This window comes from Burkholderia sp. ABCPW 11 (assembly GCF_001523445.1).
In the GTDB taxonomy this organism is placed as follows: Bacteria; Pseudomonadota; Gammaproteobacteria; order Burkholderiales; family Burkholderiaceae; genus Burkholderia.
In genome coordinates, this window is the sequence record NZ_LOVM01000062.1 from 55,032 (window position 1) to 66,931 (window position 11,900).

Consider the following 11,900-nt stretch of genomic DNA (forward strand, 5'->3'; position numbering starts at 1 on the left):
GCCCCGTGCGCGGCGGCGGGTCGGTCAGCCTCCGGTATCGCCGCGGCCAACCTGGACGCATCGATCAAGTACGCGGCCCCGCCATCCACTTCCGGTAGCGTCGCGTCTGGCACTGCGCGGCCAGTTGCTGCTTCACCAGCGCGCGCAGCGGCGACACCCGCGGGTGCGTGCGACGCCCTTCGCTGAGCCGCGTGAGCTGGAACTTGACGACGGCCATGTTCGCCAGCGCGCCCAGCGCCTTGTTCTTCCACCGGATCGGCGCCAGCACCGGCGCGCTGTCCTTGCCGGCGCGCCAGTCGCGCGGCAGGTTCGGGTCGATCGACAGCGCGGTCGCGATGCCGACCATCGCCACGCCGCTGTTCACGACCTGCTCGGCCACCGCACGACGCCGGATCCCGCCCGTGACCATCAGCGGCATGCGCGCGACGGCCGTGATGTCGCGCGCGAATTCGAGGAAATACGCTTCGCGCGCGAGCGTGCGCCCGTCGCGCGCCTCGCCCTGCATCGCCGGCACTTCATAGCTCCCGCCCGACAGTTCGACGAGATCGACGCCGAGCGGATTCAGCAATTCGACCACGCGCTTCGCGTCATCCGCGCTGAAACCGCCGCGCTGGAAATCGGCCGAATTCAGCTTCACCGCGACGGCGAAGGCCGGCGATACCGTCGCGCGCACCGCCTTCACGATATCGAGCAGCAGGCGTGCGCGATTCTCGATGCTGCCGCCCCATCGATCCTGCCGGCGGTTCGTCAGCGGCGACAGGAACTGGCTCAGCAGATAGCCGTGCGCCGCATGCACCTGCACGCCGGTGAAACCGCTTTGCTCCGCGAGCTGCGCGGCACGCACGAAGCGCTGCTGCACGTCGGCGATATCGGCCGCCGTCATTTCCTTCGGCACTGGAAACTGCTTCGACAACGCGCCGAGCGCGAGCGGCACGGCCGACGGCGCGAGCGTCGTCTGGCCGAGCGCCGCCTGCATCTGGCGCCCCGGGTGATTGATCTGCATCCACACGTGCCCGCCGCCCGAGCGGGCGATCCGCGCCCAGCGGCGGAAACGGTCGAGATGCGCGTCGCTTTCGAGCACGACGCCGTTCGGCCCCGTCATCGCGCGGCCGTCCACCATCACGTTGCCGGTCAGGATCAGGCCGGCCTGACCGTCGGCCCACGCCTGGTACAGGCGCAGCAACGCATCGGACGGCGCGTGGTCCGCATCGGCCATGTTTTCTTCCATCGCGGCCTTGGCCAGACGGTTCGGAATCACCGCCCCGTTGGGCAGTGTGAGGGGCGCAAACAGATTCATGGTGGCAGATCCTCGATTGACGATGGCCCACGATAACTTTAAAGTCAACTTTAAGGTCAAGCCTTTTTGGAGTCCCCATGAAAATCGGCGAACTGGCGAAGGCGAGCGGCCTCGCGGCGTCGCGCATCCGCTTCTACGAAGCGAGCGGCCTGCTCGAACCGGCCCGCCGGCAGGCAAACGGCTATCGGGAATACGGGCCGGAAGCGTTGACGCGGCTCGCGATCATCGACCGCGCGCAGCGCGCGGGCTTCGCGCTCGACGAGATCCGCGCGGTGCTGCCGCCCGATCTCGGCGCATGGCCGCGCGACGAACTGCTGGTCGCGCTGCGGCACAAGGTCGGCGAAATCGCGCTGCTCGAACGGCGGCTCGCGCAGAACCGGCAGCATCTGGAAACGCTGATCGACGCGATCGAGAACAAGCCGGCGGGCGAGGATTGCGCGGGCGCCGCGCAACGGATGCTCGACCGGCTGTGCGAGCAGGCCAGCGAGCCGCTGGAGCCGGCGCCCGTGGTGCGGCCGGCGCGCAAGCGGGCGTGATGGATTGTGCCGTGGGATTACGCTGCTCATCCATCGATCGATGCGCGCCGCGGCCTGAAACACGATGTGGCGCGGTTGCCGCGCTTTGCTTACGTCGCAGGTAATCGACGCGCGCCGCCCGCGCCACGATCATGGCTCCAACGACTCTCGAACCGCATCCCGCCAAGGAGCCTGCCATGACCGCCTACGCCATCGCCCACCTGCACGACGTCGACATGTGCGACGACATCGTCGAATACCTCGAACGCATCGACGGCACGCTTGCGCCGTACGACGGCCATTTCGTGATTCACGGCGCACGGCCCGAAGTACGCGAAGGTGTATGGCGCGGCGATCTGATCGCGATCGCGTTTCCCGACCTCGACACGGCGCGCGAATGGTACGAATCGGAGGCGTACCGGCAGATCCAGCCGCTACGCGCACGGCACGCGAGCGGCCCGCTGATCCTGATCGACGGCGTCGACGAGCGGCACAAGGCGACCGACATTCTGCGTTGATGCCTGACGCAGGCGACGCTTACGACGCCTTCCGCTCCATCGGCTCGCCCACGACGAAGCCGCCGCCCTGGAACCGCTGCGCGGGATCGTCGTACTCGGCGGTCGGCGCCGTCACCGGAAACAGTCCGGCGAACTGCTCGGAGCTGTCGCGCGGGCGGAAGCCGAGGAAGCCGGCCTTCGTGTTGTCCCACCACTTCACCGGGTTGTCCGACGCGCCGTACACGATCGCGTGGCCGACACGATTCGTCAGCAGCGAGCAGCGCACGAGCTCGATGAAATCGCGATAGCTGAGGAACGTGACGAGCATGCGCGGGTTCTTCGGCACCTCGAACGACGAGCCGATCCGCAGGCAGACGGTTTCGATCCCGAAGCGATCGAAGTAGTAGCGCGACAGCGATTCGCCGAAGCACTTCGTCACCCCGTACAGGCTGTCGGGGCGCAGCGGCGAATCGGCATCGAGCACTTCGGTGACCGGATGAAAACCGATCGCATGATTCGAGCTCGCGAACACGACGCGCTTCACGCCGTGCTTGCGCGCGGCTTCGTACAGGTTGTACGTGCCGGTGATGTTCGCGCCGACCAGATCGTCGAACGGCGCATCGACCGAAATGCCGCCGAGGTGAACGATCGCGTCCACGCCGTCGACGAGCTGCATCACGGCCGGCCGGTCGGCCAGGTCGACCACGCGGATTTCTTCATGCGCGGCCGCGTCGCCCAGCGCCGCGATATCACTGACACGCACGACGTCGGCCCAGTCGGCGAGCGCGCCGCGCAACTGGCGGCCGAGGTTGCCGGCCGCGCCCGTCAGCAGCAGGCGGCCGAACGGTTTGCGCGCGGCGGTGGATGAGGCGTTCATCGAATCTCCTTGAATCGATCTCAATCGGAAAACGTTTTCCAACTATACGCGGCCGGGGCGCCGAACGTCAATGGCCGAACCGCTCGCAGCCATCCGCACTTTCCCGATATCGACCGCTGGCCGCGCGCCGGATTTTTCTGCCACAATCCGGCGTTATCGAACGAAAACGTTACCCTGCGGATGAAAAAAGTTTCCCCGACGATCCGCGACGTGGCCGCGGAAGCCGGCGTGTCGGTCGCGACGGTATCGAAGTACGTGAACGGCACGCAGCGCTTCTCGCCGACCGTCGAGGCACGACTGAAGGAGGCCATCGAGCGGCTCGGCTACCGTTCGAACCCGCTCGCGCGCTCGATGATCACCGGCCGCACGCGCACCATCGGCCTCGTGATCCTCGACATCAGCAACCCGCACTTCACGAACGTGGTGAAAGGCGCGAACCGCGTCGCGCTGCAGCACGACTACACGCTGCTGCTCGTCGATACCGAGGAGAGCCAGGCGCGCGAACGTTCGCTGATCGAGGCGCTCGCGCAGCGCGTCGACGGGCTGATCGTCAGCACGCGGATGCCCGACGAGGAAGCCGGCTGGATGCTCGACCTCAACAAGCCGCTCGTGCTGCTGCGTCGCAGCCCCGGCCTGCCGATTCCGAGCGTCGGCATCGACAACCGGCTGTCGACCTACATGCTCGCGCGCCACCTGCTCAACCTCGGCCATACGCGCATCGCGTATCTCGGCTTCGGCACCGCGCGCGTGAACGACGAACGGATCCAGGGCGCGCGCGACTGCCTCGCCGAAGCCGGGCTCACGCTCGACGTGCACGACGCGCATGCGCCGACCGCCGAGGCCGGCGAGCGCGCGTGCTCGCGCGTGATGCTCGGGCCGCAGCGCCCGCAGGCCGTGATCTGCTACAACGACCTGATCGCGCTCGGCTTCATGAAGGAGGCCGCGTCGCTCGGCTTCCGGCTGCCGCAGGACGTGTCCGTCGCCGGCATCGACAACGTGCCGTACGGCGCATACGCGGCGCCCGCGCTGACGACCGTCGACATCCAGAGCGAGAACATGGGCGAGCTCGCGATGCAGAAGCTGATCGACGCGCTCGCCGGGCGCACCGACGCGAGCTATTCGACGTTCGAGCCGCGGCTGATCATGCGCGCGTCGACGGCCGCGGCCGGCTGACGCGGTCGCGCCCCGTCACCGCCCCGAACGCAAAAAACGCGCCGTCCGAGGCGGCGCGTTCGTTTGCAACGACGCGATTCATGCGTCGAGTTTCGCGGGCTTCATCTTCGGCACGAGCACGTGCATCACGGCCAGCGCGATCAGGTAGGCCGACGCGCCGATCGCGAACAGCACCCAATAGTGGCCGGTGCGCTGCAGCACCTGGCCGATCACTTCCGAGAACAGCACGCCGCCGATCGAGCCGGCCATCCCGCCGATGCCGACCACCGACGCGACCGCGCGGCGCGGAAACAGGTCGGACGCGGTCGTGAACAGGTTCGCCGACCAGCCCTGATGCGCGGCGGCGGCGAGGCCGACGATCAGGACTGCGATCCACAGGCTCTGCACCTGCGACACGAACGCGATCGGCAGCACGCAGCAGGCGCAGATCAGCATCGCCGTCTTGCGCGCACGGTTCACGCTCCAGCCCGCGCGCAGCAGCATCGACGACAGCCAGCCGCCGCCGATGCTGCCGACCGTCGTCAGCGCATAGATGCAGACGAGCGGCAAACCGATGTGCTGCATGTCCATCCCGCGCGACTCGTTGAGCCACTTCGGCAGCCAGAACAGGTAGAACCACCACACCGGGTCGGTCAGGAACTTGCCGACCAGGAATGCCCACGTCTCGCGCTTGCGGATGAGTTCGCCCCAGCGCGGCGCGCCGGCGTTCGCATTCGCCGCGTCGAGCGCTTCGGCTTCGTCGCGCGGCTCGTCGTACTCCGCCGCGAGCGCGCGCGTGTCGGCCGTGCGATACATCACCAGCCACACCGCGAGCCACACGATGCCGATCGCGCCGATGATCACGAACGCCGCGCGCCAGCCGTAGGCCACGGCGATCGCCGGAATGATCGCCGGCGCGAACACCGCGCCGATGTTCGCGCCCGAGTTGAAGATGCCGGTGGCGAGCGCGCGTTCGCGGCGCGGGAACCATTCGGCCGTCGTCTTGATCGCGGCCGGAAAGTTGCCGCCCTCGCCGATGCCGAGCAGCGCGCGCACGAACGCGAACCCCGTCACCGAGCCGACCGCCGCGTGCAGCATCGCGGCGATGCTCCACACCAGCATCGCCACCGCGTACGACACGCGCGTGCCGAGCCAGTCGACGATGCGCCCGAAACCGAGCAGGCCCAGCGCATAGAACGCCGAAAACGCCATCACGATGCGGCCGTACTGCACCTGGCTCCAGCCGATGTCGTGCTGGAGCATCGGCGCGAGCAGGCCGAGGATCTGCCGATCCATGTAGTTGATGACGGTCGCGAAAAACAGCAGTGCACAGACGGTCCAGCGGTAGCGGCTGGCAACCGCGCGCACGGCGCCGACGACGGCAGTGGGCATGAATGTCTCCGATGCGCGGTCGCGCCCGTCGCGCCGCACGAAGTTCGTTGACCGGCGACCGGCGCCGGGGCGAACGGCGGCGCGCGGCTGCGCACGGCACGTTTCGCCGATCCGTCTGGAAAACGTTTTTCAAAGAATAAGTGTGTGCCGGGGCCGTGTCAGTCGGGGATTTCGATGAGTCATCTCAAATTGGCCGTGGTAAAAGAGACGACTGTTCCGCAGATTGGCATTAACCGTTTTTCCCCTGATTTTCCCGCAGGGCCCGGCGGCCGCGCGGCCGCGCGGCGGCGGAGACACATGTCCGATTCCAGCCAGAATCGGCGGCGCGGATGGTTTACAGTCGTCCCATGCGCCTCGATCCCGACACCTGCTACGACGCCCTGCTTTCGCGCAACCGCCGCTTCGACGGCTGGTTCTTCGTCGGCGTGGCGACGACCGGTGTGTACTGCCGCCCCGTCTGCCCGGTGAAGCCGCCGAAGGCGCGGAACTGCAGCTACTACCCGAGCGCCGCGGCCGCCGAGAAGGCCGGCTTCCGGCCCTGCATGCGCTGCCGCCCCGAGCTCGCGCCCGGCCACGGGCTGCTCGACCTGTCCGGCAATCTCGCCGACGCGGCCGCGACGCTGATCGACGACGGTTTCCTGAACGCGCATTCCGTCGATGCGCTCGCACAGCGCGTCGGCGTGACCGAACGCCATCTGCGCCGCATCTTCGGTATGCAGTTCTGCGTGTCACCGGTCGAGTTCGCGCAGACGCAGCGGCTGCTGATGGCCAAGCGGCTGCTGACCGATACCGCGCTGCCGGTGGCCGTCGTCGCGTCGACGGCCGGGTTCGGCAGCGTGCGGCGCTTCAACGACCTGTTCCGCCAGCGCTACGGCCTCAATCCGCTGCGACTGCGTAAAGGGGCAGATGCATCGGCCGACGGCGACATGACCTTCCCGCTGCCGTACCGGCCGCCGTTCGCATGGGCCGACCTGATGCGTTTTCTCGCGCAGCGGCAGATCGATGGCGTCGAGCGGATCGACGCGCAGCGTTATGCGCGCGTCGTCGACCTGCCGGCCCGGAACGGCGGCCGCCGCTTGGCCGGCTGGCTGTCCGTCGCGCACGTGCCGCAGCGCTTCGCGCTGGCCGTCACCGTGTCGCCCGCGCTCACGCCGGTCGTGCCGGCCGTGCTCGCACGCGTGCGCCGGCTGTTCGATCTCAACAGCCGCCCCGACGTGATCGATGCGCATCTCGGCGATCTCGCAAGCGGGGCGCCGGGTCTGCGCGCGCCCGGCGCGTTCGACGGCCTCGAGATTGCGATTCGTGCCATCGTGGGCGAACAGCTTGCGGCCGCGCAAGCGGATACGCCGTCGCTCGCACGGATCGCGGCACGCTTCGGTCACCCGGTCGACGGCGCGCCGCCGGGCCTCACGCATGCACTGCCCTGCGCCGCGACGCTGGCCATGCTGCCGCCTTCGGCCCTCGAGACGATCGGCATCGAGCGCGACACCGCACGCGCGATCGTGTCGCTCGCCCGCGCCGTCGACGACGGCACGCTCGCGCTCGAACCGATGGCGCCGCTCGATGCGACGCTCGCCGCGCTGCGCGCGCTGCCCGGCTTCGACGAACGCGCGGTGCAGTACGTCGCGATGCGCGCGATGGCATGGCCGAACGCATTCCCCGCCGACGACGCATGGCTGCCCGCCCGCACCGAACCCGCGCGCGGGCAGTCCTCCGCGCCGCACGCGGCGGCGCGCTGGGCGCCGTGGCGCGCGTATGCCGCATTGCATGCATGGCGCCTTCATGGAGAGATGTCGCGATGACTCCCGCTCACCTGATTCCGAGCCCGCTGGGCGACATCGCCGTGCGCATCGAGGACGACGTGCTGACCGGCCTGTACTTCGTCGGTCAGAAATACTTCCCGTCGCTGGCGATCGTGCGCGAAGCGGACGCACTCGCCACGTCGCCGGTCGCACGCCGGGTCGCGGAAGAAATCGCCGAGTACTTCACCGGCGCACGCGATACGTTCTCGGTGCCGATCCACCTGCGCGGCACTGCGTTTCAGCGACGGGTATGGCAGGAACTGCTGGCGATCCCGTTCGGCGAACTCGTGTCGTACGGCGACATCACCGAGCGCATCGGGCTGCCGATGAGCGGCGCGCGCGCCGTGGGCGGCGCGGTCGGCCGCAATCCGGTGTCGATCATCGTGCCGTGCCATCGCGTGGTCGGCGCATCGGGCAGCCTGACCGGTTATGCGGGCGGCATCGATCGCAAGCGCGCGCTGCTGTCGCTCGAAGGCGCCGGGTTCTCGCGCGGCGCGCACCATCCGGTGCAGCAGGCGCTGGCGTTCTGATATTCCGCGTTTCGAATTGGGCCCGCGTCGTACGATCTAGCCGCCGCTACGCTTGCGCATCGCATGCGCAACCCGCGCGTTCGCTTCGAATTTCGCGCGATGCGTCGAGAAAAACGTACGCACGTTGCGGACGTTCGACGCGCCGGTGAACAGCCGCCGCGCGAATTCGTCGTATTCGGCGACATCGGCCAGATCCGCGATCACGACGAAATCGGGCCCCGGCGACACGCGATAACACTGCGTGACGGCCGGCTCCGCGCACACGTACGCTTCGAACGCGTCGTAGTCCTCGGCCGTCTGCCGGTCGAGGCTGATCTCGATCAACGCGGTGACGGCCGTGCCGATCGCGACCGGGTCGAGCACCGCGACCTGCCGACGGATCACGCCGGCCTCCGTCAGCCGCCGCACGCGGCGCATGCAGGTGGGCGGCGACGATAGCGCGCGCTCGGCAAGTTGAAGGTTCGAGACCGACGCGTCGTCCTGCAGGATCGCGAGGATGCGCAGGTCGAGCTCGTCGAGGGTGATGCCGGCCATTGGCCACTCCTTCCGGTCAGCGGGGTGAAATTTAATTTCAATATGATAACCTATCCGCTATTCATTTCATTTATCATCTATTTTTGAAATTAAATTCCATTCAACTGCTTCTACCATCGCTCTCACTGATCCAGACGGGACATTTACGGAGCGCGATATGTGTGGAATTGTCGGGGCAGTTGCCCAGCGGGACATCCTGCCGAACCTGGTCGACGGCTTGAAGCGGCTCGAATACCGCGGCTACGATTCGTGCGGCGTCGTGGTCTACCGCGACCGCGCGCTGGCGCGCGCCCGCAGCGTCGATCGTGTCGCGAACCTGCAGCGCGACATCGCCGCGCAGGGGCTGTCCGGTTACACGGGCATCGCGCATACGCGCTGGGCCACGCATGGCGCGCCCGTCACGCTCAACGCACATCCGCACTTCTCGCCGAGCGACGCCAACGCGCGCATCGCGCTGTCGCACAACGGGATCATCGAAAACTGCGATCGGTTGCGTGCGGAACTGCAGGCGCACGGCTATGTGTTCGCGAGCCAGACCGACAGCGAGGCGATCGCGCACCTGATCGATCACCTGTACGACGGCGACCTGTTCGACGCGGTCCGGCGTGCGGTCGCGCGACTGCGCGGCAGCTATGCGATCGCGGTGATGTGCCGCGACGAGCCGCACCGGATCGTCGGTGCGCGCGACGGGATGCCGCTCGTGGTCGGGGTCGGCGAAGGCGAGAATTTTCTGGCGTCCGACGCGATTGCGCTGTCCGGCATCACCGATCGCATTGCGTACCTGGAAAACGGCGACGTCGCCGATATTCAACTGCATCGCTACTGGATCGTCGACGCGGCCGGCCAGCGCGTCGAGCGCACGGTGCAACGCGTCGCCGCGCATAGCGGCGCGGCCGATCTCGGATCGTATCGCTACTACATGCAGAAGGAGATCTTCGAGCAGCCGCAGGCCGTGGCCGATACGCTGCTCGACGTTTCGTCGATCATGCCGGAGCTGTTCGGCGACGGCGCGTGGCGCGTGTTCAACGACGTCGATTCGGTGCTGCTGCTCGCGTGCGGCGGCAGCTATCACGCGGCGCTGACGGCGAAGTACTGGATCGAGAGCATCGCGAAGCTGCCGGCGAGTGTGGAAATCGCAAGCGAGTTTCGTTATCGCGACGGTGTGCCGAATCCGCGCACGTTGGTGGTTGCGGTGTCGCAAAGCGGTGAAACGGCTGACGTGCTCGGCGCGGTGCATGTCGCGAAGCGCAGCGGGATGACGCACACGCTCGCGATCTGCAACGTCGCGACGAGTGCGCTGATGCGCGAATGCGCGCTGCAATTCGTGACGCGCGCGGGAGTCGAGATCGGCGTGGCGTCGACGAAGGCGTTTACGACGCAGCTCGTTGCGCTGTTCCTGCTGACGCTGTCACTGGCGCAGGTGCGCGGGCGATTGAGCGACGATGAAGAAAAGGAGCATCTGCGCGCGCTGCGGCATCTGCCCGATGCGATGTCGAAGGTGCTCGCGCTGGAACCGCAGATCATGGCGTGGTCGGAGTTGCTCGCGCGACGCGACAACATGCTGTTTCTCGGGCGCGGGATGCATTATCCGATCGCGCTCGAAGGGGCGCTGAAGATGAAGGAGATTTCGTATATTCATGCGGAGGCTTATCCGGCGGGGGAGCTGAAGCATGGGCCGCTGGCGCTCGTCAGCAATGAAATGCCGGTGATCGCGGTTGCGCCGAACGACATGCTGCTCGAGAAGCTCAGGTCGAACATGTATGAGGTCAGTGCGCGGAATGGGCGGCTGTTCGTGTTCGCGGATGTGGACTGCGGGATCGTGCCGAGCGAAGGGATCGAGGTGATTCGGCTCAACGAGTATTACGGACCGTTGTCGCCGATCTTGCATACGGTGCCGATGCAACTGCTCGCGTATCACGCGGCGCTGGCGCGGGGGACGGATATCGATAAGCCGAGGAATCTGGCTAAGTCGGTGACGGTGGAGTGAGGGGTGTTTTCCCCTTGTCAGCTGTTCGTGAGAAATGAAAGCATTCCGTGACCTCTTGGAAAAGCGTTCCGCGGAAGGGGGCAAAATTGCCTCAAGCCCTTGCTGAACAGGGCGCGGAACGCTTTTAATTTGCATCCTCTATCGAGCACAAAATCGGTGCTATCGACTTCCGGTTTCGAGAGAAATTGCAGGGTGGAGCCTCCACGAAACGCCCCTTCTCCCCGGTATAGGTACGCCGCCCCGCCCCCCCACACTGCAGATTCGCTCAAAAGATGTGGACTTCGGTTAATCCCATCTATGCTACGTAGGCTAGCAATTCGGGCAATGACCGCGTGCCGGCCCACTGGTCGTGGGCGAGCACGTCAATATTGTGCGTTGCCGTTAGGCATGGAGTTCAAGGCAAGGTACATTGTGCACTATAATGGGAATTACGCTCGATGGTTCTCAATTTATGCAAACGCGCAGGCAATTTACCGGAAAACACTCGAATCAATAACGCCTCGAATTGTAAATTCATTTCAGTGACTCGATATGAAAATATTTGAGAAAATCGCAGCACTCATCTTTTTAATGGCGATTTCGTACGGCGCATACGCCTCCGCCGAAGTATGTAAGAACGAATTAAAGGAGTTGGTTGTACCCCCGCTTGAGCATGTTGCAATGAACAAGAAGGACATCCAAGCTGATATCGAGGATGTATCTGATGGAGTCTATAGCGTCAGACTGTATGTCGCTGCGGACAGCCCCGACAACCTCGATAAACAAGTGGCCATCGGCTGGGTGAATTTGGATACAAATTCGATGAAGGCGCTGGACGTGACGCGAGACCCAGATCATCCGGACGTGCTAAAGGTAAATGAAGAAAAATACCGAAAATTCATTTCTGACTGTATTCGAAAACCATCGAAGGCGACTTCGAACTGCGAAGAACTCAATAAGAATGCGTCGCAGACTGCTACTGCCATACCTCATTCGGAAGGTGGGATGGTAGTCATAGGAGGCGGTAGGCTTCAGTTTTACTCAGCGCCAGATTACTCGTGCAAATTGCCAGGAGTCTTTATTTTGACTGGACAGTCCGTCGATGCGTACACCAGCTATCACGGATTCACGTCGGTCGCTTATCAGAATTCAAAGAAGGCCCCCCCGTTCGAGGTTGGGTAAGCAGTAACCGACTGCGGGGCAACGGCCTTGGCGTTGGTCTGCGGCAATCCGCTGCTAGCGAGCCCGCGAAATGATGAATTGTATTAGCCGGGACTTGATCTGACAGGTAGTCGGGCCGACAAAGAACGAGTCATCAATGGGGGATGAGTTTCTCCT

General features: G+C 65.5%; 11 protein-coding genes. 7 read left to right on the top strand and 4 right to left on the bottom strand.

Annotated elements, in window-relative coordinates; translation table 11 throughout:
• Window positions 1-64 precede the first annotated feature (64 nt).
• Window positions 65-1,297, bottom strand: coding sequence for an NADH:flavin oxidoreductase/NADH oxidase family protein (locus WS61_RS23410; protein ID WP_059503933.1), 1,233 nt, complete (start codon window positions 1,295-1,297; stop codon window positions 65-67).
• A gap of 77 nt (window positions 1,298-1,374) precedes the next feature.
• On the opposite strand from WS61_RS23410, the gene WS61_RS23415 reads away from it, so the two are divergent.
• Together WS61_RS23415 and WS61_RS23420 are read left to right on the top strand one after the other, a co-directional pair.
• Window positions 1,375-1,833, top strand: a complete 459-nt coding sequence (locus WS61_RS23415; RefSeq protein ID WP_059503935.1) for a MerR family transcriptional regulator — start codon at window positions 1,375-1,377, stop codon at window positions 1,831-1,833.
• 176 nt (window positions 1,834-2,009) lie between these two features.
• Window positions 2,010-2,330: a DUF1330 domain-containing protein gene (locus tag WS61_RS23420; RefSeq protein ID WP_059503937.1), complete on the top strand. Its 321-nt coding sequence runs from the start codon at window positions 2,010-2,012 to the stop codon at window positions 2,328-2,330.
• A 19-nt stretch (window positions 2,331-2,349) separates the two neighbouring features.
• Here WS61_RS23420 and WS61_RS23425 read toward each other — a convergent pair whose 3' ends face one another.
• Window positions 2,350-3,186 carry an NAD(P)-dependent oxidoreductase gene (locus tag WS61_RS23425; RefSeq protein ID WP_059503938.1) on the bottom strand — a complete coding sequence of 279 codons (837 nt, stop codon included), beginning with the start codon at window positions 3,184-3,186 and terminating at the stop codon, window positions 2,350-2,352.
• Between the two features lie 108 nt (window positions 3,187-3,294).
• Between WS61_RS23425 and WS61_RS23430 the strand changes: the two genes are divergently transcribed.
• Window positions 3,295-4,359, top strand: coding sequence for a LacI family DNA-binding transcriptional regulator (locus WS61_RS23430; RefSeq protein ID WP_082751454.1), 1,065 nt, complete (start codon window positions 3,295-3,297; stop codon window positions 4,357-4,359).
• 78 nt (window positions 4,360-4,437) lie between these two features.
• Here the strand turns inward: WS61_RS23430 and WS61_RS23435 are convergent, their stop codons facing one another.
• On the bottom strand, window positions 4,438-5,730 hold the full coding sequence (locus tag WS61_RS23435) for an MFS transporter (protein ID WP_059503961.1): 1,293 nt from the start codon (window positions 5,728-5,730) through the stop codon (window positions 4,438-4,440).
• Window positions 5,731-6,059: 329 nt separating this feature from the next.
• On the opposite strand from WS61_RS23435, the gene WS61_RS23440 reads away from it, so the two are divergent.
• Window positions 6,060-7,532 carry a DNA-3-methyladenine glycosylase 2 family protein gene (locus WS61_RS23440; protein ID WP_059503942.1) on the top strand — a complete coding sequence of 491 codons (1,473 nt, stop codon included), beginning with the start codon at window positions 6,060-6,062 and terminating at the stop codon, window positions 7,530-7,532.
• Window positions 7,529-8,062 carry a methylated-DNA--[protein]-cysteine S-methyltransferase gene (locus WS61_RS23445; protein WP_059503944.1) on the top strand — a complete coding sequence of 178 codons (534 nt, stop codon included), beginning with the start codon at window positions 7,529-7,531 and terminating at the stop codon, window positions 8,060-8,062. Before WS61_RS23440 ends, WS61_RS23445 begins: the two co-directional genes overlap by 4 nt.
• Window positions 8,063-8,098: 36 nt before the next feature.
• Here the strand turns inward: WS61_RS23445 and WS61_RS23450 are convergent, their stop codons facing one another.
• A complete protein-coding gene (locus tag WS61_RS23450; RefSeq protein ID WP_059503946.1) occupies window positions 8,099-8,596 on the bottom strand; it encodes an Lrp/AsnC family transcriptional regulator in 498 nt (165 codons plus the stop codon).
• A 157-nt stretch (window positions 8,597-8,753) separates the two neighbouring features.
• Between WS61_RS23450 and glmS the strand changes: the two genes are divergently transcribed.
• Together glmS and WS61_RS34105 are read left to right on the top strand one after the other, a co-directional pair.
• Window positions 8,754-10,583 carry a glutamine--fructose-6-phosphate transaminase (isomerizing) gene (gene glmS / locus WS61_RS23455; RefSeq protein ID WP_059503948.1) on the top strand — a complete coding sequence of 610 codons (1,830 nt, stop codon included), beginning with the start codon at window positions 8,754-8,756 and terminating at the stop codon, window positions 10,581-10,583.
• 660 nt (window positions 10,584-11,243) lie between these two features.
• The gene (locus WS61_RS34105) at window positions 11,244-11,744 is read left to right on the top strand and encodes a hypothetical protein (protein WP_257127345.1); all 501 of its coding nucleotides are present in this window, start codon (window positions 11,244-11,246) and stop codon (window positions 11,742-11,744) included.
• Window positions 11,745-11,900: the final 156 nt, after the last annotated feature.

Coding starts and splice junctions, on each gene's coding strand:
- WS61_RS23435 (WP_059503961.1), bottom strand. CDS start 5,730: ATGCCCACTGCCGTCGTCGGCGCCGTGCGCGCGGTTGCCAGCCGCTAC.
- WS61_RS23445 (WP_059503944.1), top strand. CDS start 7,529: ATGACTCCCGCTCACCTGATTCCGAGCCCGCTGGGCGACATCGCCGTG.
- glmS (WP_059503948.1), top strand. CDS start 8,754: ATGTGTGGAATTGTCGGGGCAGTTGCCCAGCGGGACATCCTGCCGAAC.
- WS61_RS23415 (WP_059503935.1), top strand. CDS start 1,375: ATGAAAATCGGCGAACTGGCGAAGGCGAGCGGCCTCGCGGCGTCGCGC.
- WS61_RS23410 (WP_059503933.1), bottom strand. CDS start 1,297: ATGAATCTGTTTGCGCCCCTCACACTGCCCAACGGGGCGGTGATTCCG.
- WS61_RS23425 (WP_059503938.1), bottom strand. CDS start 3,186: ATGAACGCCTCATCCACCGCCGCGCGCAAACCGTTCGGCCGCCTGCTG.
- WS61_RS23420 (WP_059503937.1), top strand. CDS start 2,010: ATGACCGCCTACGCCATCGCCCACCTGCACGACGTCGACATGTGCGAC.
- WS61_RS34105 (WP_257127345.1), top strand. CDS start 11,244: ATGAACAAGAAGGACATCCAAGCTGATATCGAGGATGTATCTGATGGA.
- WS61_RS23450 (WP_059503946.1), bottom strand. CDS start 8,596: ATGGCCGGCATCACCCTCGACGAGCTCGACCTGCGCATCCTCGCGATC.
- WS61_RS23440 (WP_059503942.1), top strand. CDS start 6,060: ATGGTTTACAGTCGTCCCATGCGCCTCGATCCCGACACCTGCTACGAC.